This window comes from Roseomonas sp. CAU 1739 (assembly GCF_039839775.1).
GTDB lineage: Bacteria > Pseudomonadota > Alphaproteobacteria > Acetobacterales > Acetobacteraceae > Neoroseomonas.
Window position 1 is genome coordinate 168130 of the sequence record NZ_JBDOQQ010000014.1, and the last position, 24677, is coordinate 192806.

The following is a 24677-nucleotide window of genomic DNA, read 5'->3' on the forward strand; positions in this document are numbered from 1 at the left end:
AGCATCATGCGCGCTGAAGCAGAATCCCTGAACGAGCAGATCACCGCTTCGGTGTCCCTGCTGAGGAGGCATCTTTGACTGGGATGCCGCAACCCGCCGCCTCGAGGAGCTGAACGCTCGGGTCGAGGACCCCTCCCTCTGGAATGATGCCGCCGAGGCCGGTCGCGTGATGCGCGAGCGTGGCCGGTTGGCCGGTCAGGTCGAGGGCGTGCGCAAGCTGGAGCGCGATGTCGCCGATGCGCTCGGCCTGATCGAACTGGCCGAGGCCGAAGGCGACGAGGACACCATCAAGGCCGCCATGGCCGACCTCGAAGGCTTCGCCACGGAAGCCAAGCGGCTTGAGATCGAAAGCCTTCTATCCGGCGAGGCCGACGCCAACGACGCCTACCTTGAAGTCAATGCCGGGGCCGGCGGCACCGAGGCCCAGGACTGGGCCCAGATGCTGCTGCGCATGTACATGCGCTGGGCGGAACGCCGCGGCTACAAGGTGACGCTGACCGAACAGTCCGAAGGCGAGCAGGCCGGCATCAAGTCCGCCACCGTGCAGGTGTCGGGGCCGAACGCCTATGGCTGGCTCAAGACGGAATCGGGCGTGCACCGGCTGGTGCGCATCAGCCCCTTTGACGCGGCCGCGCGGCGGCAGACATCCTTCGCATCGGTCTATGTCTATCCTGTCATCGACGACAAGATCGAGATCGAGGTCAACCCGGCCGACCTCAAGACCGACACCTTCCGCGCCTCAGGCGCCGGCGGGCAGCACGTCAACAAGACCGAATCGGGCGTGCGCTTCACCCATATCCCGACCGGCATCGTCGCCGCCTCCACCCAGGACCGCAGCCAGCACCGCAACCGCGCCATCGCGATGGAGATGCTGAAGGCGCGGCTGTACGAACTGGAACTGCGCAAGCGCGAGGCGATCTCGGACGCAGTCGAGGCCGGCAAGACCGATATCGGCTGGGGCCACCAGATCCGGTCCTACGTCCTGCAGCCGTACCAGATGGTGAAGGACCTGCGCACCAGCGTGGAGAAGGGCAACCCCGACGCCGTGCTGGATGGCGACCTCGACGAATTCATGGCCGCCGCGCTGGCCCAGCGCGTCGGCGCGACGCGGTCCGAGGCGAGTGCGGCGGCGCGATGACCGGGGTGCCGCCGGCCGGCGCGGCGCCACCGCCGCGCTGGCCTGCACCGGCCGAACTTCTCGTGCACCATGTCGACCGGGCGACCCTCGTGCCGCTCGTGCATGAAACCGCGCCCGGCGCGCCGCTGCCGTTCCGCATCGGCGCCTTCGGCCCGGACGACCTGCCGGTGGCGGCGGCCATCCACCGGCGCGGTGGCCACGCCGCCAACCCCCCGCCCTTCGCCGCTGCCGAGGAGGATTGGGACGGCGATTTCATCTATGGCGGCCAGCTCTGGGATCATTTCGGTCATTTCCTGCTGGAAAGCCTGTCGCGGGCCTGGGCCTTCGCCACGCTGCCGGGGCCGGTGCTGTGGCAGCGCGCGGTGTCGCATTCACGTCTCCTGCCCTGGCAGCGCGATATCCTCGACCTGCTCGGGCTTGGAGCGCGGGAGCACCGCGTGATCGACCGCCCTGTCCGCGTCGCCCGCCTCGCGGTGCCGGAGCAGGGGCTAGTGACGCGGCGGTACCTCCATGCATGGCAGGAGGCCGCGCTCGCCGCGCACCCCTGCCGGACACCACAGCCCGGCCATTGCGTCTGGCTGTCGCGCAGCGACCTGCCCGCCAGGCTCGCGCGGGTCGATGGCGAGGCCGAGGTCGAGGCCGCACTCGCTGCCGACCGCTGGACGATCCTGCACCCCGAGACGATGAGCCTCGCCGATCAACTGGCCGCGCTGGAGGCGGCCGAGGTGATCGCCGGCTTCGAGGGGTCCGCCTTTCACAGCCTGCTGCTGGTCCGCGACGTGCGCGCGCGCATCGTCATTTTCGGCCGGGGCCCGCGGATCAACCCGAACTACCAGGTGATCGCGCATGCCAAGGGGCTCGACCAGCGCCTGGTCTCGCTGGATCTCGAGCATCTCGGGGGCAAGGGCCGGGTCGCCAGCTACCGGCTGTCGCGGCCGGCGCAGGTGCTCGATGTATTGCGCGAGATGACGATGGCGACGGAGGCTGCGCCGCGGCAATGACGAGGTTGTCCGAGAGTCCCGCGCCCGATGCCGGGCATCGCGGCGCCCCGGCCGGGACGGTCGCGTGCCGGCGCCCTGTCGCGCAACGCAGCCCGCTGCGTAGGACCTGCGGCCGGGGGGGTCTTGCCCGCAACGCCTGCCGGCAGCGGGGGCATGTACCGGCGCGTTCTGGTGCGTCATCGTGCCGCGCTGCACGTCTCCCGTGGTGCGGGGCGTGACGGTGGTGCGCCTGCCGCAGCATCGCGTTGCCATCCTCGGCTACCCGAGGACCGGGACGAACTACCTCGCCAGCAGCCTGGGCTCGCTGCCCGGCGTCACTTTCCACCCGGAGCCGTTCAACCCGAACCGCGTCCATCTCGCGAGCGCCGCGCAGGATGCGACGAAGGCGGCGCGCGACGCCGATCCGCTCGGCTTCCTCGACCGGCTGGAACGCGACTGCGCCACGCCGATCCTGGGCATCAAGCTGCTGCCGAACCATGCGCCGGAGGTGCGGCGGCGCATCATCGCCGATCCTGGCTGGCGCTGCATCGTGCTGTTCCGGCCGAACTTCCTCGCCGTGCATTCCTCGCAACTCACCGCCAACCGCACCGGGGTGTGGGCATCGGCGGGCCAGGCGCCGCAGGCCGACCCACCGCCGCTGCATTTCGAACCCAGGCGCTTCCTGTCGGCCCGGGAGAATTTCCGCCAGTTCTACCAGGAGGTGCTGACCGGCCTCGATGCCGCCGGCAAGCCGTTCCTGCCGCTGAGCTACATCGACCTGCTCGACGCGGTCATGCTGCGCAACGCGGCCCGGCATGCCGGCGCGGTCGGCGCGCTCGAGATGTCGAGCCGGCTGGTCAAGCAGGGGCGCTGGGACGTGGTCTCGGCCTTCGACAATCGCGACCTCGTGCTGCGCACGCTGGATTCGATCGGCCGGCCGAACTGGGCGGTGGAAGGCGGCAGCGGCCTCGCGGAAGCGCTGCGCGACGTCGCGGCACCCGAGTGACCGACGGCGCCACCAGGGCAGGGCGCGGCGGGGCGGTGCGGGCCGCGAAGCGGGACCCGCGCGACTACGCCGCCGCCGGGATGGATTTTGCGGCGCTGCGCGACGCGACGGTGGACGGCATCGACAATGCCTTCACCCGCGGCGAGCGCCGCAGGCCGGTCTTCGGCGGGCGCCGGCCCGACTTCTTCGACCACGTCAACGAGTTGCGCAGCGAATTCGCCGGGCGCAGCGAATTGCTCGTGCTGCATGCCGGCTTTGTCGTGGCGCTACGGCGGCGTGTTGCCGTGGCGCATTTCCTGCCGCTCTACCAGCGTCTGTGGCTGGAGGAAGGCGCCTTCCTGCTGCGTGAATTGTCGCTGCGCTGGCTGGTGTCCGCCTGCGACACGCTGGCCGACCACGGCACGCCGACGCAGCGGGCGGTGGCGCTGAACGGCACCGTGCTGGCGAACCTTGCCAAGCTGGCCGAGACGGAACGGCGTCTTGCCGGGCCGTCGGACCCGCAGGGGCCACGTGGCAGAAGCGCGGAACTGTTCGACGGCATGACCGTGTTCAAGCCGGGCGGGGACATGATCGACAACCTGTTCGCGCGCATCGCCCGCATCGCCGGACTGGACGAGGTCGCCGGGCCGATCCTGCGGGAAGTGGCCGACCGCGTGCGGCGGCTGGATACGGTGGTGCGGCGGCTGGACAGGCCGGCGGCCGATGATGGGGTGGCGGAAGCGTAGGCGGGCTGGACGGCGTGCTGCGTGATACGCCCGAAGGTTGGAGGGGCGCTGCCCCTCCAAGCCACCCCGCCAGGAGCCAACGGGCTCCTGGACCGCGGGATTTTGGCGCTGTGCATGGGGGACAGCGCGCGGCCGGAACGGTGCCGGGGATGGCACTACGGCCCGCACACCGACCCACGGCGTTCAGTGCCAAAGTTGAGGTTTTCAAAGGCCTTAAGCCTTTGGTTGGGTGAGGTTCGGGGAGGGGCAAAGCCCCTCTTCGAGGCGCCACGGCGCCCAAGCTTCGCGCCCATGGGGCGTTGCCCCTCCGGACCCATCGCATCCCGCCGCCAATCGGCCCGCGACCCCCGCTGTCGTCGCGCGCCGTGCAGGCGGCGTGTCGTTCTACCCGCGCCGGAACACCAGGATTTCACGCCCGCCATCCGCCGCTTCGCGGGCGTCCGGCAGCCACCCGGCGGCGCCGGCGGCGCTGACCAATGCCGTCGCCTCCCGCTGGGCGCCACCGAAGCGTTCCACGATGATCAGCCGAGGCGCCGCCGCCGCCGCGCGGTCCAGGATCGCCGCCAGCGCGGCATCCGGCACATGCGCCAGCACATCGAGCAGCAGCACGCAGCCGCCGGTTGGATAGGGGTATTCCTCCATCAGCAGGCGCCAGGCGTGGTCCGGCATGGCGGTCCGCGCGGCGACCATCGCTTCGGGTCGGATATCGGTGCCGACATAGGCGCCGGGTAAGAAGGCCGCGGCGATGCCGCTGCCGCCGCAGCCGATGTCGACCAGCGGAAGGCTGTCCTGCGCAATCGCGCGCAGGCGTGCGGCGAGCGCGGGGGGCACCGACCCTGCCGGCTTCAGCGGCGCCGCGTCGCCGAACTGGCTGCCGGTACCGCGCAGCCATCGGCTGGCGCGGCGGGCGCGGCGCAGCGCCTCGGGTTGCGGCGGCGGGGCTTCCTGTTTGCGGCCGCTGCGCGCCTCGGCGCGGGATGCCTGGTGCTGCGACACCACTGGCGGGCCGAACGCCGCCGCGTCGTAGTGGTCCCAGATGGCGCTGTATGACGGCGGCAGCCAGCGCGTGACCAGCGGCATGGTGGCCGAGACATCCGCCCAGGCCGCATCCAGGTGGTTCTGGTCCCACATCTTCGGATCGGCCCGGCAGCGCAGCACCCAGCGGTCGAGCAGCGCCTCGGCGGCCTGGCTGCGGCCGAACAGGATCGAGCCCGCGGAGAATTTCCATCCACCGTGCTTGTTGATGGCGAAATCCGCCCCGGGAGCCGCCAGCAACGCAGGCGGGGCTTCCAGTGTCGCATCGGCGTCGAGCCAGATGACCGGCCGGTCGGTCCTGCGCCACTGGTCCTGGATGAATTCGGCCTTGAACGCACAGACCATTTCCCAACTGCCGGGCACGTCCAGGCCGACCAGTTCATGCGCCACGCCCTGGCGATCGAGGCTGGCGCGCAGTCGCGCGGCATAGGCCTCGTAGCGCGTGGCGCGGGTGAAAAAGGACACGATCAGTGCGCCGGATTCGCCCGGCGGGGTGGGCGGTGGCTTGGTCGCGCCGATCCAGGCCGGGTCGGTGCCGCCGATGACGCCCACCTCGGTGAAGCGGCGCTTCGTGCGGTCATGGGCGGGGTCGTTGGCGCCGCGGATGACGATGATCGCCGGGCCCCGCGGGGCGGGTGCCGCATCGGTGCCGGTCACGGTCTGGACCGGCCAGCCGCCCGGATTGAAGGCCGCCAGCGCGGCCTGGAAGGCGTCGTCGTCGCTCATGCGCGCGGTGTTACCAGCGCGATCCGCGCGGTTCGGCGAGCCTGGCCAGAGCCGGGGCGATATGCGCCGCGACCTCGTCGTAGTTGCTGATCAACCGGCGCTTGTCGGGCGCGGTCTGGCGCATGCGGATCGGCCCGAACAGCCCCGCGGCGGCTTCGGCGTCCAGGCCGAGCCCCTGCGCGACCTTGGCCACGGCATCCGGGGCGACGTGGTCATCGGCGATGAAGTGCGGATAGGTCAGCTCGATGCAGCGCTTGTTGCCGCGGAACGCCTCGCGCACCAGTTCGCGCGTGCGCGCGACCGGTAGGACGTAGTGCAGCGCGCGTTCGGGATCGAGCGCGATCGGCGCTTCCTCGCGCGCCGAGATGTCCTTGTCGGTGTGGTACAGGTTGCGCGTCTGGGCGATGATGTTGCTGGCGAAGCATTCGAGGATGTCCTCGCGCACCAGGTGCAGCACCAGGAAGCCGCGGGCGCGCATGTAGCCCATCAGGAAGTTCCGCCACGGCAGCCCGATCGGATAGGTCCACAGCGTCGAGAGCACGCCGAGATTGTCGTACATGACGTCGAAGTGCAGCCAGTCGCGGTCGATCGTGTCGTGCAGCCGGATGAAGTAGTCGTCGAGGAAGGCGGTCATCTCATCCTGCGAGAAGCCGAAATCCGGATGGGCGCCGAGATGCGCGGCCCAGGCCCGCGTCAGGCTCGACACCGGATTGTTGGGCAGAAAGATCTCATAGGCCGACCGCACCAGCGCGCCGCCGTTGAGCGACTGCGCGAAGGCCTTGGTGCCGCTGCGCTGCGTTGCGATGGTGACGATGGTCCGCGCGGCGAGGTGGTCCGGCAGCTTCAACGCGACTACTCCCGAGGTGGCAGGCATGGCGAGGCGGGCACTGGCCGGCTTCCCCGTCCAAGGCCCACGCAGGATGGCGGGACGTGCAGCCGGACAGGCTGGCCGATGCCGAAACAACAAACCCGAAAGATCGCATGGCGTGCGCCACGGCGGAAGCCATCGGGGCGAGCCTGCTCCCGGCCGCAGCCAGGGGTATGCGCGGGCGGGAGCATCCCGCATATTCCGTGATTGTGCGGTGCGTCAGCGCCCGCCGGATCGGGGAAAGCGGGGCGGCTGCTTGGCGAGGACCGTCGTCCATCTCTGCACGGGTGCCACGGGCGGCGCGGGCCGCGCAGGCCGTCGCGCGCATCTCGCCGCGCGTCAGGCCGGGTTGCTCTCCGCCTTCGCCTTCGCCGATGGCAAGTCTGCCGCGCCCGACGACGTCGTGCTGCATCCCACCCCGCCCGAGGACCCGGCCGAGGCCACGCTGGCCATCGTGCTGCGCGACCGCGTGCAATGGGGTGTGGTGCAGACGGCGAGCACGGATGCCACCAACACCCTGTTCTCGATCGCCCATCCGGGCTTGGCGCTCGACCACCAGGCATTGGTCGCCGCGGCCGACATCCTGCACCTGCACTGGACCTCCTGGTCGGTGCCGCCGGCGGTGATGCGGCGGTGGCTGATGGCCGGGCGGGCGGTGGTCTGGACGCTGCATGACCTGTGGCCGATGACCGGCGGGTGCCATTACCCGGCCGGCTGCGACCAGTACCGCACGGCCTGCCTGCAATGCCCGCAGTTGCACGACGCCTGGTCGTTGGTGCCCAACGCATTCGCCGAGAAGCGTGAAGCCTGGTCCAAGCCGGGGCCGGTGATCGTCGCGCCGTCGCGCTGGATGGCGGCGCGGGCGGCGGAAAGTGCCATATTCCGCGATTGCCGCATCGCCGTCATCCCGAACCCGATCGAGACGGCGGATTTCACCCCCCGTGCCGACCGCGACACGCTGCGCGCCGCCTTCGGCATCGGCCCGGCCGATTTGCTGCTGGTGCTGGGCGCCTATGACAACCGCGAACGTCGCAAGGGTGGCGCCATCCTGATCGAGGCTCTGCGCCGGCTGCATGACGACGGCCGCCTGGCCGCTGCGCTGCCCCCCGGCGCGCGGGTGGCGCTGGCCGGCTTCGGCAAGTCGCCGCTGCCGGGCTGGGAAGGGCTGACCACGCTGGCCTTCGGGGAGGTCACCGAGGATGCCGTGCTGGCCGACATCCTCGGCGCGGCCGACCTCGCCTGCATTCCTTCGCTGGAGGACAACTACCCGAACATCGCGCTCGAGGCGCTGGCCTGCGGCACGCCCTGCCTCGTCACCCCGGTCGGTGGCCTCGTCGAGATGGTGCGCGAGGGGACCAGCGGCGTGGTCGCCACCAGTGCGGGCGCCGAAGCCCTCGCCGAGGCGTTGCTGCGCTTCGTCGCCCGCCACCATGGCGATGCCGGCCTGCGCGCGACATCCCGCGCACAGGTCGAGGCGGAGAACACGCTGGAGGCGATCGGCGGCCAACTTGCCGAATTGTACGACAACATCGCCCCGCCGCCGCACCTGGCCGCGCCCAACGCCGCCGCGCATGCGCGCGCGTTGCACGCCTTCAGCCATGCACCGGTCGGCGTGTCCGCCCGGCCCGGCGCACCGTTCCTGCGTTTTCCGACCAATATCCTGCTGCGCCAGGAAGGCGGGCCCGCCGTGGCGACCATCGAGGCCCCCGCATCGGCCGCCGCGCCGGGGGGGACCCGGCTGCTGGCGCTGCATGCGCGCCATGTGCATCACGGTGCGCGCTCCGGCCCCTACCAGTTTCTGCGCCATCTGCCGGACGACATCGTCGCCGAGATCCGCGCCACCCCCCTGGGCGCCAGCTTGGCGGGCGGCCGCGCGGACGACTATCGCGACTGGGGCAGGCTGCTTGGCACCGGACCCTTTGGGCAACAGGGCAACGCCTGGCTCGCGGAGGCCGAACTCCTCGCCGCCTGCGCCGCGATGGCGGCCGATGTCGTGCACGCCGTCGATGGCGAACTCGCCCTGTGGCTGCTGCCGCGCCTGCCCGCCACGCTGTTCGCGGGCGGCCGGCGGCCGGCCATGGCGGCCACGTTCCACCAGCCGCCGGACCTGCTGGCGAGGATGATCAATGGGCCGCTGCTCGGCCGGCTCGACGCCATCATCCTGCTGTGCGAGGCGCAACGCGCCGCCATTCCCGCCGCCATCGACGCCGCCCGCATCCACGTCATCCCGCACGGCATCGATGCCGGCTTCTTCACGCCGGGCCCGCGTGCGGCCGGGTCGGGATTCCGCCTGCTTGCCGTCGGCCATTGGCTGCGCGACCACCCAAGCGCCTTCGCCGCGCTGTCGCTGGTCCGCCGCGCCGGGCTCGACGCCAGCCTGCGCATCATCTCCCCAACCCCGCCCGCCGGCGCCCCGCCTGGCGTCACCGTGGAATCCGGGCTGACCGACGAGGCGCTGCGCCAGGCCTATCGCGATGCCGACGCGCTGCTGCTGCCGTTGCAGGATGCCACCGCCAACAATGCCATCCTGGAAGCGATGGCCTGCGGCAGGCCGGTGGTCAGCACCGATGTCGGCGGCGTGGCGGAAATGACCGCCGGGGCGGCGCTGCTCGCTCCGCCGCGCGATGCGCGGGCGCTGGCCGATGCGGTGCTGGGCCTCGCCGCCGACCCGGCGAGGGCGGAGGCGCTCGGGCGCGCCGCAAGGGCGCGAGCGGAGGCGCTGGAATGGCGGCATGTCGCAGCGCGGCATGCGGCGCTGTATGCGGCGCTTGGGGCGTGAGAGGCGGGACGATGCTGGAGAGGCTTTGCCCCTCCAGGCCACCCCACCAAAGGCTTAAGGCCTTTGGAAACCGATACCTGGCGCCAGGCGCCGGCGTCGGGACCGGCCGTGCCGCAGGTGGCGCGATGCCGAGCGTCGAATGCCATTTCGGCGCCAAGCGGACGCGTCGGTCGATGGCCCTTGCGGGCCCGCCGCGCAGGCGAGCCGAATGTGCCACGGCGTCGGCCATCCGCGCCCTGCACCAGGAAACCGCATTCCAAAGGCCCGTCGGCCTTTGGTGGGGGTGGTCCGGAGGGGGCAAGGCCCCCTCTGGTCCCACCGCGCCGCACACTGATTCCCGCGCCACCGAGGCCATGCGCGTCCCGCCGCCCCCATGACCAACCTACTCCTTCTCCCGCCCGCCGCCTGGCAGCCCGGCGACGGCATGGTCGCCGCCGGCTTCCGCGCCCCTTGCGCCGGTGGCCTGGCCATCCTTGCCGAGGGCTGGCCGGAGCCCGGCGCCGCGCGGCTGCTGTCGCCCGAAGGCCTGCCTCAGGCCTTCCTTCCGCTGGCCGATGCCGCCTTCCTCGCCACCGTCGCCGAGGACGGCGCGGCCTTCACCATCGAGGCGCCCGCCACCCCGCGACTGTGCCGGGTGGTGTTCGTGCCGCGCCCGGCCGCCTCGCCAAGTCTCGCGCTGCTCGCCCCCCGGTCGATCCGCAGCCCGGTGCGCCACGCGGCCTATGATCTCGCGGCGGGACAGCGCCGGGTGAGCGCGGCGCTGATGGTGCAGGACCTCGACACCGCGCTGGGCGTTGCCGCCGAGATGCTGCTCTCAGCGCGCGGGGCGGCGGCGACGCAGGCTGCCATCGCCGCCGTGCTGTCCCATCTCGCGCGCTATCCGCTCGCCCGCAGCCCTGCCCTCGGTGCCTTCGTCGCCGCCCTTACCGAATAGGTCCCATGGCCCTCGTCATCCTCGACCCCAACCTCGAAGGCGAAGCCGGGCATCACCTGGCCTATGACATGGCGATCGCGCGGGAAGCGCGGGCGCGGGGGGAGGCGGTGACCATCGTCGCCCATCGCCGCTTCGCCGCCGCGACGATCGAGGGCGTGCGCATCCTGCCGCACTTCACCTCCAGCACTTACGCCGAACTCCACAAGGACCCGGTGACCGGGGCGATGGATGACTGGCGGCATTTCAACGACCTGCTGCAGGCCGAACTCGCCTTGCTGCCGCGATCCGAATTCGGTCCAGCCGATGCGGTGCTGGTACCGACCGCCACCGAGAACCACCTGGCGGGCTACATCGGCTGGATGAAGGGCTTCGACCCGCTCGAGGCGCCGCTGTTCCTGCTGCACCTGATGTTCCCCTCGGGCGTGGCAGTCGATGCGGCGGGGCAGGAGGTGGTGGAGGACAGGCTGCGCGCGCTGTTCTACCGCCTGGCGGATCGCGCGGCGCTGGAGGAAGGCCCGCCGGTCCACCTGTTCGCCAGCGGATTGCAGCATGCGACGGAATTCAGCGCGTTGTTCCGCCGCCCGATCCCCGCGCACCCGCTGCCGATCCGCCCCGAACCCGGCTCGGCGCCGGCCAGCCCGCCCCAGCGCGCCCTGCTGTTCGCCGGCGATGCGCGGATCGACAAAGGCATCGCGCTGCTGCCGGACCTGATCCCGCGTCTCGCGGCGATGCATCCGGACTGGCGGCTGGTCGCGCATGTGAACGGCAATTCCGCCTGGGGCGCGGCCAAGGCGGCGAGCGAGGCGCTGGCGGCGTTGCCCGCGAGCGTGCCGGCGCTCGACCTGGCGGGTGGGCGGCTGGCGCCGGCCGACTACCTCGCCCTGGCGCGCGGCGTCGGCATCGCGCTGTTTCCCTATGACCCCGTGCTGTACCGGCGCAAATCCTCGGGCGTGTTGTGGGAGACGATCAGCCTCGGCACGCCGGTCGTGGTGCCGGCCGGCACCTGGCTGGAGAATGAGGCGCGCCACTGGGGCGCCGGCCACATCGCCTATGCCACGCACAGCGCCGAGGCGATCGCCGACGCCTTCCAGGCCGCGCTGCCGCGCATCGGCGAACTGCGAACACTGTCCGCGGCGGCGGGGGTGCGGTATCGCGCGGCGAATGGAGCGTCGGCGCTGATCGACCAGATCGCCGCCCTGTGGGTTCGCCACAAGGCGGCGGCCAGCCTGGTGGCACGGCCGATCAGCATGGCGGTCGACCTCGCACGACTGGATGGCGGCTGGCACCGGCCGGAACCGCTGGACGGGCGCACCGTGCGCTGGGCCATGCAGGAACCGGCGATCGCCTTCGACTGGCCATTCGAGGAAGCCTGGCAGCTCGACATCACGCTGCTGTCCTTCTTCGGGGTCGAGCAACTTGAACGCACCGAAGTGCAGGGCACCGAATTGCCGGTGCGGCTGACCTGGCAGCGCGAGGGGCGCGGGGCGCGGCTGACGCTGCGCGGCCCGGGACCGGGGCGTGCGAAGCCGCGCATCGATCTACGTCTGAGGTTGCCCTACACATACCGCCCGCAGAACGATGCGCGCGACCTTGGCGTGCTGGTGGGCGGCATGGAACTTGGGCCCGTTGCCGGGCCGCCTGGCGAAGCGGCCGGGGAAGACACCGCATTCCCGCTGCTGGCGGTAAGCACATCGGCGCTGCCCGGGGGGGGCTGGCCCCTGGCGGCCGGCGTGGCGGGAAACCTGGCGGCCGCGTCGGACCGGCCCTGCGTCCTGGCCTTCCGGCTGCGCGGCGAACCGCCGATGCCGGCCCCGGTCGTGACCTTGCATCTGGGCGCCGCCGCGGCGCGGCTGCGGCTGTCGCAGGAGGCCGATGGAACTTGGCTCGGCACTGCGACCTTGCCGCCGGCCCTGCTGCGCGCGGCCGGCGATCAGGTCGGGTGGCATCTGCTGGCCGAAGAGGCGGCCGGCCAGGCGGTGACGTTGCTGTCGGCCGAGGCGACGGCGCTGGCCGGCACGACGCGGCCCCTGGGCACCGTGGACGCCGCCCGGCCGCAGCCCGAACCGGCGCCGCCCGCCCCGCCCGCCTTGCCTCCCCCCGACGGCCCGCGCCTGCGCTGGGACCTGTCCATGGGTATCGGACCGTCCGAGGGGCCCTTCCCGGATCTCGGCGTGCCGGCGGGCGTGCGCTGGGTGGTGGCGCGCGATGCCCGGCTGGCGGTGGAAACCGACTCGCCGGGGCCGGCCCGGCTGACCCTGCGCTATCGCTGCCTGGTGCCGCGCCAGGGCCTGCGCGTGACGCTGGATGGCGGCGCGCCCACCCAGGTCGAGATCGAGGGCGCCGGATTGCGGCAGTCGGGGGAGATCGTGCTCGACCTGGTGCTGCAGGCGGGGATGAACGACGTCGCGCTCGCTTTCGCCGGCGGGGTGAAGGAACCGGGGACAGGGCGGGAGCTGGTGCTGCTGGTGGAACAGGCGGAATTCGGGTGAGGCAGGGGCGTGGTTTCGGGGGCGGCGGCGCAGCTTGGGCGCCGCGCATCGCTCGGACAGTGCCGCGGAGCGGGGCATTGCCCCTCTCCGGACCTCACCCGACCAAAGGTCCGAGGCCTTTGGAAACCGTCACGTTGCGCCGTGCTGGACTGTTGGTTACGCCCTGGCGTCGTGTCGGCACAATCCTGATGGCGCCGGGACCGACGCGCGCATCCCGGCGAGGGAATACCCCCGTGCGCAGCGCCAGGAACCCGCATTCCAAAGGGCCGTAGCCCTTTGGTGGGGTGGTTTGCAGGGGCATACCCACTGATACCAACGGCCCAGAGCTCTGACTTCGGAAAGGGGATTCCGTTGGTCACGGAGCGTGTGATTCGCTGTCTTCTGTGATGGAGGCGGACGGATGCTGGCGGTGGCGATCCTGCGGGGGGATTACGATGCAGCGGGGCTGCGGGCGGCGGCGTCTCGCAGCGGCGACGGTGCGGCGGCGCGGCGGATGTTGGCGCTCGCATTGGTGCTGGACGGTCATGCCCGCGGCGATGCGGCGCGACTGTGTGGCACGGACCGGTAGACGCTGCGCGACTGGGTGCATCGCTACAATGAACTGGGCCTGGCTGGGCTGTCGGACCGACTTGGGCGCGGCGGTCCGGCCCGCCGCCTGTTGGCCGAGCAGGAGGTCGCCTTTGCCGCGCTGGTGGTGCGCGGCCCTGAGCGTGCCGAGCATGGCGTGGTGCGTTGGCGGCGCGCCGACCTTGCCGCGATGATCGCGCAACGCTTTGGCGTACATCTGGCGGAGCGCACGGTCGGCAAGCTGCTACGCCGACTTGGTTTCGTACGGCTGGGCTCAGATGCACGGTGCTGACCGTCGCGCATGGCCGCCACCGAGGATCGCCTCGACGATGTCCGGTGTCAGCGCTGCGGGACGAACCAACTGGGTCGCACAGGACTGCGAGATGCCTTGCTACGTCGCGAATGCGGCCATGCTCGGCGCGGTGATCGACACCAGCGCTTCGCGAAGCGCCCATGTCATGTGACGTCACCGCATTCCATATCGGCATTGCGCCACGTCGGCGCCGGCGCGGGCTGAACACCAAACTGCCTCGTCCCGCCGCGGACGTTCAGGTCCCGCAGCTCCCGCGATGCGAAGCACGTCACGCATCTTCAAGCTGCCTGGACAAGGCCGCTGCCTCGGAAGCGAGTTCCTCGCCGAGCGGCACATGCCCGATGCGACGCAACTGCTCGCTCACGCCCAGCACGACGAGACCGTGCGACATCCGGCCCCGCCGCAGCACCGGCGCGGTAATGACGGTCACGCCAGCGATGTAGCGCCCCTCGTCCACCGCGTAGCCCGTCAGCCGCGTCGCTTCGACGTCCGCGCGCCATTCGGCGAGCGTCGGGGGATTGTCCCACCGTACGGTGCGGAAGCGCTTGTCGATCTCGCTCCAGCTGTAGCCGCCGAATGCCGCGATGCACCTGCCGCTCGCACTGACCAGCGCCGGATACCGGCTTCCCACATCGGCCTGGAGGCGCAGTGCCTGGCCGGGTCGTGAGATGGCGACGACAACGATATGCTCGAGACTTGCCACCTCGATGCCGATCGCAGTGACGCTGTGCCGGCTGGAGAGCCTGTCCAGGATCGGTTGGACGAGGTTGCTGAATGGATCACGCCTCAGCATGCCACGCGCCAGGGCGACGATGCCGCTCGACAGTCCGTAGCGCTTTGTCTCCGGGTCGAAGGACACGAGTTCCTCCACCGTCAGGGCCCGCAAGATGTGAAGACAGGTGCTTGGTACCAGGCCGAGTGATCGCGCGATCGCATGCACGCCGAGCGGCGCCTGGCTGCGGGAGAGAAGACGCAGGATCGCCGCGGCCCGCGCGACGGCAGGCACTTGCCGGATGACAGCGCCGCGCGCCGTCGCAGGTTCGGAATGCCCCGTCGGATCGGCCTCACGGATCGCAGTTCCTTGATCACGCGCCGTCGGGAGGGTGGAAGGTTTGATTCTGGGATGATTCATGTTGTCCATATACAACATATAATCGTATTTGACAACACACTCCGATGCGCGAATAACCTTCGACCAGGCGGCGACAGCCCCCGGGGAAACGCTCGATGACAAAACTGACGGACAGCACGGAGTACGGCTTCGCCCAGGCGAATTTCTCGCCGGAGCGGCTGTGGGACTTCTTCGACGGCGACCGCGCCGCGTTGAACATTGCCCATGAATGCATCGATCGGCATGCGACGGATGACCGCCGCCTCGCCGTGCGCGTCGCCCATGCCAATGGCCGTGACGAGACCATCACCTTCCGCGCGATCGCCGACTGGTCATCCCGCTTCGCGCACTGGCTCGCGGCGCGCGGTGTCGCCCCGGGTGACCGGGTGGCGGTGATGCTCGATCCGTCGCTCCCCTTCTATTCGGCAATGTTCGGGGCGATGAAGCGGGGCGCAATCGCCGTGCCGCTCTTCACTTTGTTTGGACCCGAGGGCGTGCGGCTGCGCGTGGCCGACTGCATGCCGCGCGTGCTGCTGACCAGCGCCGAGAAGGCCGAGGCTGCCGCCGGAATCCCGGGCGTCGAGGTGGTGGTGGCGGACGAGGCGTGGCTCTCGGGCCTCGCGGACCTGCCCACGACCTGGCAGGTCGCGACGCGCGGGGACGACATGGCGCTGTTCCAGTACACCTCCGGCACCACGCGCGAATTGCCCGCGGCGGTGAAGCACACCCACCGCTCAGTGGTGGTGCTGATGCTGGCCGCGCTCTATGGCACCGGCATCCGTCCGGGCGACGAGTTCTTCTGTCCGTCATCCCCGGCCTGGGGGCACGGGCTGGCGCATGGCACGCTCGCGCCGCTCGCACTCGGCGTCACCACCGGGACCTATGCCGGCAAGTTTGATCCGGTGCGGCTGATGCGCGCGCTGCAGGACTACGGCATCACCAATCTTTCGGCCGCCGCCACGCATTACCGGATGATGCGCACCAGCGGGCGCGCCTCGGAATTCGCCTTCGCGATCCGCAAGCTGTCCTACACGGGCGAGCCGATCGACGGCGAGACGCTGCGCTTTATCGACGCCACCTTCGGCGTGCCGGCCTGCAGCATGTATGGCACCACCGAGGTCGGCGTCGTGCTGGTGAACTATCCCGGCGCAACGGACTTCCCGGTAAAGCCCGGTTCGCTCGGCAAGGCGGTGCCCGGCCTCAAGGTCGAGGTGCAGCGCGCGGACGGTTCGCCCTGCGCGCCCGGCGAGAGCGGGGAACTCAAGGTCTGGCGCCGCGGCGAATGGGTGCCGACCAAGGATCTCGGCCGCATCGACGAGGACGGCTACTTCTACCATGGCGGCCGCGCGGACGACGTCATCATCTCGGCCGGCTGGACAATGAGCGCGGTCGAGATCGAGGACGTGCTGCTCAAGCACCCGAATGTGCGCGAGGCCGCGGCGATCGGCGTGCCCGACCCGGTCCGCGGCCAGGTGGTCAAGGCCTTCATCGTCAGCGACCGCACGGGCGACGAGGCCTTCACGCGCGAACTGCAGGACCACACGCGCGCCAGCCTGAGCCAACACGAATACCCGCGCCAGGTCGCCTTCGTCGCCGAGCTTCCGAAGACCCCGGCCGGCAAGATCAATCGCAAGGCGCTGCGCGACGCCGAGGCCGCGCGTTCGCCCGCCGCCGCATAACCGACAGGAGAGAAACACGATGCCCGACACCAACCTGCCCGAGCCGTCCAACCGACTCTTCCCCAAGATCACCGACCAGGCGCTGGACGACCTGCGCGCCCGCATCGGCAAGCGCATCGAGAACACCGTCGAGCCCTGGTGCTACGAGGCCACGCGCGACAACATCCGCCACTACGCGCACGGCATCGGCGACGACAACCCGCTGTGGTGCGACCCCGAATACGCGGGGAAGAGCACGCTCGGCGGCCTCGTCGCGCTGCCGAGCTTCCTGTTCACCACCAGCCGAATCATCTCCGGCTATGTCGGCGGCCTGCCCGGCGTGCACGCCATGTGGTCCGGCGCCGACTGGCGCTGGCACCGCTGGGTGAAGCGCAACGAGACGATCCGCACCGAGGCGCATCTGGCCGAGCTGGTCGAGCACGAAACCACTTTCGCAGGCCGCGCGATCCGTCAGGTCTATCACGTCGATTTCTACGGCGAGAACGGCGACAAGGTCGCGGATGCCGAAAGCTGGTGCTTCCGCACCGACCGCGACGCCGCGCGCGAGACCGGCACCAAGTACAAGGACGTGAAGTCCAAGCCGCAGCGCCGCTACACGGATGAGGAACTGGCCAAGATCTGGCGCCTCTATTCCGAGGAACGTCCGCGCGGCGACACCCCCCGCTACTACGAGGACGTTCAGGTCGGCGATACGCTGCCGACCATGCCGAAGGGGCCGATGACCGTGACCGGGTTCATCGCCTATGCCCAGGGCTGGGGCGGGCTCTATATCCGCACCAACCGGCTCGCCTGGAAGCAGGTGCAGGCGCACCCAGGCCTCGGCATCCGCAACCGCTTCAACATCCCCGACTGCCCCGAGCGCGTGCACTGGGAACCGGAGATGGCGCTGATGGTCGGCGCGCCCGGCGCCTATGACTATGGCCCCGAGCGTTGCTCCTGGCTGACGCACCACATGACGGACTGGATGGGCGACCACGGCTTCCTGGTCCGCGCGACCAGCAAGCTGCGCCGCCACAACCCCGAGGGCGACCTGCTCTTCATCGATGGCAAGGTGACCGGCAAGCGCGTGGAGAACGGCCGCCACCTGATCGATATCGAGCAGGAGGCGCGCAACCAGGATGGCGAGTTGTCCGTCGTTGGCGGCGGCACCGTCGCCCTGCCCTCGCGGAACGGCTGACCACAACGACGAGAGCGCTGGAGGGAACGTCCCAATGAAAAGAAGAAACATCCTCGCACTGCCGCTGGCCGCGGCGGCCGGATCCCTGGCGCGGCCGGCGCTCGGGCAATCCTGGCCGTCGCGTCCGGTCCGGATCGTCGTGCCCTACCCCGCGGGGCAGGGCACCGACATCTTCGGGCGGCGCTTCGCGGAGTTCTACCAGCGTCGCCTCGGCCAGCCCTTCGTGGTGGAGAACCGCGCGGGTGCCGGCGGCAACATCGGTTCGGCGGCCGTTGCCCGCGCCGAGCCCGATGGCTACACCCTGCTGTGGGGCACCAACGCCACCCATGCGGCGAACGAGTTCATGTTCGCCTCACTGGGCTACGACCCGGTCACGGACTTCGCGCCGATCGCCGCGATCCTCAGCCTCGGCATGCTCCTTTACACGGGGCAGGATTCCGGCATCCGCTCGCTCGCCGACCTGGTCGCCGCCGCCCGCGCGCGGCCGGGCCAGGTGTCGATCGGCGTGCCGAGCACGACATCGCGCGTCGCCGCCGAGATCCTGCGCCGCGCCGCCGGCGTCGAGATCCAGCAGGTGCCCTACAACGGCAGCGCCCAGGCGCTGACGGGCGCGCTGCGCGGCGACGTGCAGGGCGTGGTGGACACCATCGCGAGCACGCTCGGCGCGCTGCAGGGCAGCCGCATCCGCCCGATCGGCGTCTCGCTCGGCAGCCGTTCCGGCTCGCTGCCCGATGTCCCGACCTTTCGCGAACAGGGCGTGGATGCCGAGGTGACCGCCTGGAACGCCTTCTATGCGCCCAAGGGCACCCCGGCGGAGATCGTGCGGACGCTCAACGAGGCTTCCAACGCGGCACTCGCCGACCCCGCGCTGCGCGCCGGCGTGATCAGCGGCGGCGCAGAACCGCTGGGCGGCACGCCCGCCGACCTCACCGCGCTGATGCGCGCCGACCGCGCGAAGTGGCAGCCGGTCATCGAAAGCCTTGGCCTTCGGGCCAGCTGAGGCGTGCCGATGAGCGAGCCTGCGCAAGACTGGGGCGGCCCCCTCGCCGGCCTGCGCGTCATCGACCTGACGCGCGTGCTGGCGGGGCCGCTCGCCGCCCAGTTCCTCGGCGACCTCGGCGCCGAGATCCTGAAGGTGGAACCGCCCGGCAAGGGCGACGAGACGCGCGGCTTCGCGCCCTTCGTCGGCGGCGAGAGCCACTACTTCGTCGGGCTCAATCGCGGCAAGCGCAGCCTGGTGCTCGACCTGCGCAAGCCCGAGGGCGCAGACATCCTGCGCCAGCTGGTCGCCACCGCCGACGCGCTGATCGAGAATTTCCGCCCCGGCGTGATGGATCGCCTCGGCCTTGGCGCCGAGGTGCTGATGGCCCTGAACCCGCGCCTGATCTATTGCGCCATCAGCGGTTTCGGCCTGACGGGGCCGCTGCGCGACAAGCCGTCCTTCGACATCGTGACGCAGGCGCTGACCGGTGTGCTCAGCGTCAACGGGCAGGCGGGCGGCGCGCCCGTGAAGCTGGGCCTGCCGATCGGCGACATGTCGGGCGGCATCTTCGGTGCCATCGCGATCCTGTCCGCCCTGCATGAGCGAACGGCGACGGGGCGCGGGCGGCTGATCGACGTCAGCCTCTATGACGGCACCATGTCGCTGCTCGGCTACCTCTCCCAGTTGGCGTTCCTCACCGGGCAGGATCCGCAGCCAATGGGTTCAGCGCATCCTTCCGTCGTGCCGTATGACGGCTTCCCCGCATCAGACGGCACGATCATCATCGCCTGCCTCGCCGATGGCTTCTGGCCGAAGCTGTGCAACGCGCTCGGCCGCCCTGAGATGGGCACGGATCCGCGCTTCACGACCATGGCGCTGCGCCGTGAACGCCGCGCCGAGATCGAGCCGTGGATCTCTGCCATCACCGCGACGCGGACAGTCGCCGAGTGGCAGGAGCTGCTGGAGGCGCACGACGTCCCGCACGCGCCAGTGCTCGGCGTGAATGCCGCGTTGTCCCACCCCCACGCGCAGGCGCGCGAGATGGTGGTGACGGTCGATCATCCCGCCGCTGGCCCGTTGCGCGTGCTCGGCCGCCCGATCAAGTTTCCCGGTGAGCGGCAGGCCCCGCTCGAACCGCCGCCGGTGCTCGGGCAGCACACGGCGGAGGTGCTGCGCCGCGAACTCGGCCTGTCCGAGGAACGGATCGAGGAACTGCGGCGATCGGGCGTCATCGACGCTACGCTCAGTGCCGCCCGCCCGGCTTCCTGAACGAGGGTCCTGTCATGCCGATGATCGAATCCGCCCTGGACCTCCGATCCGCCGAAAGCCGCGCCAATGCCGAGGCGATGCGCGCCCTGGTCCGCGACCTGCGCGACACCGCCGACCGCGTGCGCCTCGGCGGCGGGGAGGTCGCGCGCGAGCGACATCTGTCCCGCGGCAAGCTGCTGCCGCGCGACCGTATCCGCGCGCTGATCGATCCGGTCTCCCCCTTCCTCGAGATCGGCCAGCTCGCCGCGCACGGCATGTATGGCGGGGAGGTACCGTCGGCCGGCATCATCACCGGCATCGGCCGCGTATCGGGCCGCGAATGCATGATCGTGGCCAACGACGCCACGGTGAAGGGCGGCACCTACTATCCCATCACGGTGCAGAAGCATCTGCGCGCGCAGGAGATAGCGCAGCAGAACCAATTGCCCTGCATCTACCTGGTCGATTCCGGCGGCGCCAACCTGCCGAACCAGGATGAGGTCTTCCCCGGCCGCGACCATTTCGGCCGCATCTTCTTCAACCAGGCCAACATGTCTGCGCAGGGCATCGCGCAGGTCGCGGTGGTGATGGGGTCGTGCACCGCCGGCGGCGCCTATGTGCCTGCCATGTCGGATGAGAGCATCATCGTGCGCAACCAGGGCACGATCTTCCTCGCCGGCCCGCCGCTGGTGAAGGCCGCGACAGGCGAGATCGTCACTGCCGAGGAACTGGGCGGGGCGGACCTGCACAGCCGCACCTCCGGCGTCACCGACCACTACGCGGAGAACGACGCCCATGCGCTCGGCATCGCCCGCCAGGTGGTGGCAAGCCTCAACAGCGTGAAGCGCCCGCCGGTGGAACTGCGCGCGCCGGTGCCGCCGCGCTACGCGACCGAGGAACTCTACGGCGTGGTTCCGACGGACCTGCGCACGCCCTACGACGTGCGGGAGGTGATCGCGCGCATCGTGGACGACAGCGCCTTCGACGAGTTCAAGCGTCTCTACGGCGCGACCCTGCTCTGCGGCTTCGCGCGCATCTGGGGCTATCCCGTCGGCATCATCGCGAACAATGGCATCCTGTTCTCGGAGAGCGCGCAGAAGGGTGCGCATTTCATCGAGCTCTGCACCCAGCGCGGCATCCCGCTGGTGTTCCTGCAGAACATCACGGGGTTCATGGTGGGCAAGAAGTATGAGGCCGGCGGCATCGCCAAGGATGGGGCCAAGTTGGTCACCGCGGTCGCCACCGCCGCCGTGCCGAAATTCACCGTCATCATCGGCGGCAGTTTCGGCGCGGGGAATTACGGCATGTGCGGCCGCGCCTATTCGCCGCGCTTCCTCTGGATGTGGCCCAACGCGCGCATCAGCGTGATGGGCGGGGAACAGGCGGCCTCGGTGCTCGCCACCATCCGCCGCGACGGCATGGAGGCGCGCGGCGGCACCTGGCCGGCGGCGGAGGAGGAGGCATTCAAGGCGCCGATCCGCGAGCAATACGAGTTGCAGGGCCACCCCTATTACTCCAGCGCGCGGCTGTGGGATGACGGTGTGATCGACCCGGCCGATACCAGGCGTGTGCTCGCGCTCGGCCTGTCCGCTGCGTTCAATGCGCCGGTGGCGCAGACGCGCTTCGGCCTGTTCCGGATGTGAGGCGCGCGATGTTCCGCAAGATCCTGATCGCCAATCGCGGCGAGATCGCCTGCCGCGTCATCGCCACCGCGAAGCGGCTCGGCGTCGCGACCGTCGCCGTCTATTCCGAGGCCGATGCCGGCGCGCGGCACACGCGCCTTGCCGACGAGGCCTGGCCGATCGGCCCGGCCCCTGCGCGGGAGAGCTACCTGTCCATCCCGACGATCGTCGAGGTCGCCCGCCGCGCGGGGGCGGAGGCGATCCACCCCGGCTACGGCTTCCTGTCGGAGAATGCCGGTTTCGCCGAGGCCTGCGCGGCGGCCGGCATTGTCTTCATCGGTCCGCCCGTGGCGGCGATCCGCGCCATGGGGTCCAAGGCTGAATCCAAGGCCCTGATGGAACGCTCCGGCGTGCCGCTGGTCCCGGGCTATCACGGCGTGGCGCAGGACCTCGCGACCCTGACGTCGGCTGCGCAACGCATCGGCTATCCCGTGCTGATCAAGGCGAGCGCGGGCGGCGGCGGCAAGGGCATGCGCGTCGTCGATAGGCCCGACGATTTCCTGGACGCGCTGGAGGGTGCGCAGCGGGAAGCACTCGCCTCCTTCGGCGATGACCGCGTGCTGATCGAGAAATACCTGACGCGCCCGCGGCACATCGAGATCCAGGTCTTCGCCGACACGCAGGGCAATACTGTCTCGCTGTTCGAGCGCGACTGCTCGATCCAGCGCCGCCACCAGAAGGTGCTGGAGGAAGCGCCGGCACCGGGGATGGACCCGGCCCGCCGCCAGGCGATGGGCGGTGCCGCCGTCGCGGCTGCGCGCGCGGTCGGTTATGTCGGTGCGGGCACGGTCGAATTCATCGCGGAAGGCGACGCCTTCTACTTCATGGAGATGAACACCCGCCTGCAGGTCGAGCATCCCGTGACGGAGATGGTTACGGGCCTCGACCTGGTGGAGTGGCAGCTTCGCGTCGCCGCCGGCGAGCGGCTGCCCGTGCCGCCGGAACACCTTGCGATCCGCGGCCACGCCATCGAGGCGCGCATCTACGCCGAGGACCCTGCACGCGACTTCCTGCCCTCGACGGGTCGGCTTGCGCATCTGCGCCAGCCGCGCCAGGTCCCGGGCCAGGTCCGCGTGGACACCGGCGTGCGGGCGGGCGATGCCATCACGCCGCACTACGACCCGATGATCGCCAAGCTGATCGTCTGGGGTGAGGACCGTCCGACTGCCGTGCGACGCTTGGCGGCTGCGCTCACGGAATACGAGGTCGTCGGGGTGGAGACGAATCTCGGCCTGTTGCGTGCCATCGCAACGCACCCCGCATTTCGGTCCGCCGATCTCGATACGGGCTTCATCGCGCGGCATGGCGAGAGCCTGCTGCCGGCCGTGGCGTCACCGAATTCGACCGATGACCTCGTCGTGCTCGCCGCTGCGGCACTTGCCGCTGTGCGCGAGCAGGACATGGCGATCCAGGCGGCGGCGCGTGCAACCGGCGATCCGTGGTCACCCTGGGCCGCCGTGGATGCCTGGCGCATGAACGGCGACGGCTACCAGGACCTGCATTTCCGCCGCGGCGACGGCGTCGACATCACGCTGCGGACGCACCCGCTGCCCGATGGCGCCTTCCGCCTGGACCTGCCGGGCGGGCCGGTCACGGCCAGCCTTGTCGAGGATGCCGACGGCCTGCTGCTGGCGATCGATGGCGTGTCGCGGCGGCTGACCGTGACGCGTCGGGGCACCGAACTCGCCGTCATCATCGGCGGCCGCAACCACGCGCTGGTCCAGGTGGATCCCCTGGCGCCGCCGCGTGTTGAGGCTGCCGGCGGAGATCGCGTCACGGCGCCGATCCCCGCGCGGGTCACGCGTATTCTCGTGGCGCCCGGCGACAGCGTGCGGAAGAACGCGCCGCTGCTGGTGATCGAGGCGATGAAGATGGAACTGACGCTGCGCGCGCCAATGGACGGTATCATCGCGCAGGTCATCCATGCCGTCGGCGAGATGGTCGAAGAAGGAAGCGAACTGGTCACCTTTGTGACCATCAATGCTGCAGGTTGAGGTCGTGTCCCGTGACGTGGTGTAGGAGCGGGCTGGTCTCCTGAGCGGGTAAGAGCCGCGGTCAGTTTGCCACGGCGGGCAGGCTGACGTTGGAAACATCGCTGATGGGGGCGAGCGTCTCGAGGCTCATGTAGCGGCGGTGGACGGCTCATTCGTCGTTCTGCTCGAGGAGAATGGCGCCGACGAGGCGGCTGACGGCGGCCGCGTTGGGAAAGATGCCGACGACATCGGTGCGGCGCTTGATCTCGCAGTTGACGCGCTCCAGCGGGTTGGTGCTGTGGATCTTGGCGCGGTGCTCCCTGGGGAACGTCATGAACGCCAGCACGTCCTCCTCGGCCTGGTCCATCAGAGCGGCGAGCTTGGGCACCCTGGGGCGGAGTTGGTCGGCGACGTTGCGCCATTGCCGCTTCGCCCCTTCGGCGTCGGCCTCGGCGAAGGCGGTGCCGATCCGCGCCGAGACGAGGCGGCGGTGGCCCTTGCCGGTATGGGCCAGGGCGTTGCGCATGAAGTGCACGCGCCGCACCGCGGCCTTCAGCGCCTCATGGGCATCGGCGATGACCAGCTTCACGCCACGCAGGCTCCGCCGCGCCAGCGCGCGCAAGAAATCGGTCCAGAAGGTCTCCGCCTCGCCGGCGCCGGTCGCCATGCCGAGCACCTCCCGCCGGCCGTCGCTGTTGACGCCGACCGCGATGGTGGCGGCCAGGGAGACGATCCGCCCGGCCTGACGGGCACGGACATAGTGGCATCGAGCCAGAGATAGGGCCATTCGCCCTCGATCGGGCGGGAGAGGAAGGCGCGGACCCGTTCGTCCAGTTCGGCGCAGAGCCGGCTGACCTGGCTCTTGCTGATGCCCGACGTGCCCATGGCCTGCACCAGGTCGTCCACCGCACGGGTCGAGACCCTGTGCACGTAGGCCTCCTGGATCACCGCCACGAGCGCCTTCTCGGCGGTCCGACGGGGCTCGAGAAAGCAGGGGAAGTAGAAGCCGCGCCGCAGTTCGGGATGCGCAGCTCGACCGTGCCGGCGCGCGTCTGCCAGTCCCGCTCCCGGTAGCCGTTGCGCTGCACCAGTCGGTCCGGGCTGCGCTCGCCATGGGCGGCACCGGGCAGGCCGCCGACTTCTAGAGCGTTTTTCGATCAACTTGATCGATAGCCGGCGTTGCGGAAGAAATTGGTGCATTCGGTTAGATTGAAGGCGTCGATCAATCTGCCGATGGAAGACCAAAGCCCTTCGATGGTTCGCTC

Annotated in this window: 17 protein-coding genes and 3 pseudogenes; 15 read left to right on the forward strand and 5 right to left on the reverse strand. The window is 70.4% G+C overall.

Features of this window, described 5'->3' with window-relative positions:
• Positions 1-6: 6 nt before the first annotated feature.
• The 4 genes from prfB to AAFN86_RS21245 all read left to right on the forward strand — a co-directional run bounded on the left by prfB (position 7) and on the right by AAFN86_RS21245 (position 3849).
• A protein-coding gene (prfB, locus tag AAFN86_RS21230) for a peptide chain release factor 2 (protein ID WP_347545553.1) occupies positions 7-1138 on the forward strand; the annotation gives its coding sequence in 2 pieces (ribosomal slippage) (positions 7-75 and positions 77-1138; 1131 coding nt in all).
• Positions 1135-2139: a glycosyltransferase 61 family protein gene (locus tag AAFN86_RS21235; RefSeq protein WP_347545554.1), complete on the forward strand. Its 1005-nt coding sequence runs from the start codon at positions 1135-1137 to the stop codon at positions 2137-2139. Before prfB ends, AAFN86_RS21235 begins: the two co-directional genes overlap by 4 nt.
• A gap of 181 nt (positions 2140-2320) precedes the next feature.
• Positions 2321-3124 (forward strand): hypothetical protein, encoded by an 804-nt coding sequence (locus AAFN86_RS21240; RefSeq protein WP_347545555.1) that lies wholly within the window; start codon positions 2321-2323, stop codon positions 3122-3124.
• Complete coding sequence (locus tag AAFN86_RS21245; RefSeq protein ID WP_347545556.1) at positions 3121-3849, forward strand: hypothetical protein; 729 nt, start codon at positions 3121-3123, stop codon at positions 3847-3849. Before AAFN86_RS21240 ends, AAFN86_RS21245 begins: the two co-directional genes overlap by 4 nt.
• Before the next feature lie 384 nt (positions 3850-4233).
• Here AAFN86_RS21245 and AAFN86_RS21250 read toward each other — a convergent pair whose 3' ends face one another.
• Together AAFN86_RS21250 and AAFN86_RS21255 are read right to left on the reverse strand one after the other, a co-directional pair.
• A complete protein-coding gene (locus tag AAFN86_RS21250; protein ID WP_347545557.1) occupies positions 4234-5610 on the reverse strand; it encodes a hypothetical protein in 1377 nt (458 codons plus the stop codon).
• A gap of 10 nt (positions 5611-5620) precedes the next feature.
• The gene (locus tag AAFN86_RS21255) at positions 5621-6457 is read right to left on the reverse strand and encodes a hypothetical protein (protein WP_347545558.1); all 837 of its coding nucleotides are present in this window, start codon (positions 6455-6457) and stop codon (positions 5621-5623) included.
• Between the two features lie 277 nt (positions 6458-6734).
• On the opposite strand from AAFN86_RS21255, the gene AAFN86_RS21260 reads away from it, so the two are divergent.
• The 5 genes and pseudogenes from AAFN86_RS21260 to AAFN86_RS21280 all read left to right on the forward strand — a co-directional run bounded on the left by AAFN86_RS21260 (position 6735) and on the right by AAFN86_RS21280 (position 13711).
• Entirely contained in the window at positions 6735-9257 is a 2523-nt protein-coding gene (locus tag AAFN86_RS21260; protein WP_347545559.1) for a glycosyltransferase, read from the forward strand.
• A 373-nt stretch (positions 9258-9630) separates the two neighbouring features.
• Positions 9631-10191: a hypothetical protein gene (locus AAFN86_RS21265; RefSeq protein WP_347545560.1), complete on the forward strand. Its 561-nt coding sequence runs from the start codon at positions 9631-9633 to the stop codon at positions 10189-10191.
• Positions 10192-10196: 5 nt separating this feature from the next.
• A complete protein-coding gene (locus AAFN86_RS21270) occupies positions 10197-12680 on the forward strand; it encodes a hypothetical protein (RefSeq protein WP_347545561.1) in 2484 nt (827 codons plus the stop codon).
• Positions 12681-13080: 400 nt separating this feature from the next.
• A pseudogene (locus tag AAFN86_RS21275) lies at positions 13081-13518 on the forward strand (helix-turn-helix domain-containing protein); the annotation flags it as partial.
• A 58-nt stretch (positions 13519-13576) separates the two neighbouring features.
• Positions 13577-13711 carry a hypothetical protein gene (locus tag AAFN86_RS21280; RefSeq protein ID WP_347545562.1) on the forward strand — a complete coding sequence of 45 codons (135 nt, stop codon included), beginning with the start codon at positions 13577-13579 and terminating at the stop codon, positions 13709-13711.
• Between the two features lie 117 nt (positions 13712-13828).
• On the opposite strand, the gene AAFN86_RS21285 is transcribed toward AAFN86_RS21280, so the two are convergent.
• Positions 13829-14701: a helix-turn-helix domain-containing protein gene (locus AAFN86_RS21285; RefSeq protein ID WP_347545563.1), complete on the reverse strand. Its 873-nt coding sequence runs from the start codon at positions 14699-14701 to the stop codon at positions 13829-13831.
• Between the two features lie 86 nt (positions 14702-14787).
• Between AAFN86_RS21285 and AAFN86_RS21290 the strand changes: the two genes are divergently transcribed.
• Genes AAFN86_RS21290 through AAFN86_RS21315 form a run of 6 tightly spaced genes read left to right on the forward strand, consistent with a single transcriptional unit; the run spans position 14788 to position 23433 of the window.
• On the forward strand, positions 14788-16350 hold the full coding sequence (locus tag AAFN86_RS21290; RefSeq protein WP_347545564.1) for an AMP-binding protein: 1563 nt from the start codon (positions 14788-14790) through the stop codon (positions 16348-16350).
• A gap of 19 nt (positions 16351-16369) precedes the next feature.
• Positions 16370-17527: a MaoC family dehydratase N-terminal domain-containing protein gene (locus AAFN86_RS21295; protein ID WP_347545565.1), complete on the forward strand. Its 1158-nt coding sequence runs from the start codon at positions 16370-16372 to the stop codon at positions 17525-17527.
• A gap of 34 nt (positions 17528-17561) precedes the next feature.
• On the forward strand, positions 17562-18527 hold the full coding sequence (locus tag AAFN86_RS21300; RefSeq protein ID WP_347545566.1) for a tripartite tricarboxylate transporter substrate binding protein: 966 nt from the start codon (positions 17562-17564) through the stop codon (positions 18525-18527).
• A gap of 9 nt (positions 18528-18536) precedes the next feature.
• On the forward strand, positions 18537-19778 hold the full coding sequence (locus AAFN86_RS21305; RefSeq protein ID WP_347545567.1) for a CaiB/BaiF CoA-transferase family protein: 1242 nt from the start codon (positions 18537-18539) through the stop codon (positions 19776-19778).
• Positions 19779-19792: 14 nt separating this feature from the next.
• The gene (locus tag AAFN86_RS21310; RefSeq protein ID WP_347545568.1) at positions 19793-21400 is read left to right on the forward strand and encodes a carboxyl transferase domain-containing protein; all 1608 of its coding nucleotides are present in this window, start codon (positions 19793-19795) and stop codon (positions 21398-21400) included.
• Positions 21401-21408: 8 nt separating this feature from the next.
• Positions 21409-23433 carry an acetyl/propionyl/methylcrotonyl-CoA carboxylase subunit alpha gene (locus AAFN86_RS21315; protein ID WP_347545569.1) on the forward strand — a complete coding sequence of 675 codons (2025 nt, stop codon included), beginning with the start codon at positions 21409-21411 and terminating at the stop codon, positions 23431-23433.
• Positions 23434-23581: 148 nt separating this feature from the next.
• On the opposite strand, the pseudogene AAFN86_RS21320 reads toward AAFN86_RS21315, so the two are convergent.
• Both AAFN86_RS21320 and AAFN86_RS21325 read right to left on the reverse strand, forming a co-directional pair.
• A pseudogene (locus tag AAFN86_RS21320) lies at positions 23582-24500 on the reverse strand (IS256 family transposase).
• A gap of 69 nt (positions 24501-24569) precedes the next feature.
• A pseudogene (locus AAFN86_RS21325) lies at positions 24570-24677 on the reverse strand (IS630 family transposase); the annotation flags it as partial.

Bases quoted from the DNA above. Each gene is read 5' to 3' on its own strand.
- AAFN86_RS21265 (WP_347545560.1), top strand. From the start codon at position 9,631: ATGACCAACCTACTCCTTCTCCCGCCCGCCGCCTGGCAGCCCGGCGAC.
- AAFN86_RS21280 (WP_347545562.1), top strand. From the start codon at position 13,577: ATGTCCGGTGTCAGCGCTGCGGGACGAACCAACTGGGTCGCACAGGAC.
- AAFN86_RS21300 (WP_347545566.1), top strand. From the start codon at position 17,562: ATGAAAAGAAGAAACATCCTCGCACTGCCGCTGGCCGCGGCGGCCGGA.
- AAFN86_RS21315 (WP_347545569.1), top strand. From the start codon at position 21,409: ATGTTCCGCAAGATCCTGATCGCCAATCGCGGCGAGATCGCCTGCCGC.
- AAFN86_RS21285 (WP_347545563.1), bottom strand. From the start codon at position 14,701: ATGGACAACATGAATCATCCCAGAATCAAACCTTCCACCCTCCCGACG.
- AAFN86_RS21310 (WP_347545568.1), top strand. From the start codon at position 19,793: ATGCCGATGATCGAATCCGCCCTGGACCTCCGATCCGCCGAAAGCCGC.
- AAFN86_RS21305 (WP_347545567.1), top strand. From the start codon at position 18,537: ATGAGCGAGCCTGCGCAAGACTGGGGCGGCCCCCTCGCCGGCCTGCGC.
- AAFN86_RS21295 (WP_347545565.1), top strand. From the start codon at position 16,370: ATGCCCGACACCAACCTGCCCGAGCCGTCCAACCGACTCTTCCCCAAG.
- AAFN86_RS21290 (WP_347545564.1), top strand. From the start codon at position 14,788: ATGACAAAACTGACGGACAGCACGGAGTACGGCTTCGCCCAGGCGAAT.
- AAFN86_RS21235 (WP_347545554.1), top strand. From the start codon at position 1,135: ATGACCGGGGTGCCGCCGGCCGGCGCGGCGCCACCGCCGCGCTGGCCT.
- AAFN86_RS21250 (WP_347545557.1), bottom strand. From the start codon at position 5,610: ATGAGCGACGACGACGCCTTCCAGGCCGCGCTGGCGGCCTTCAATCCG.
- AAFN86_RS21270 (WP_347545561.1), top strand. From the start codon at position 10,197: ATGGCCCTCGTCATCCTCGACCCCAACCTCGAAGGCGAAGCCGGGCAT.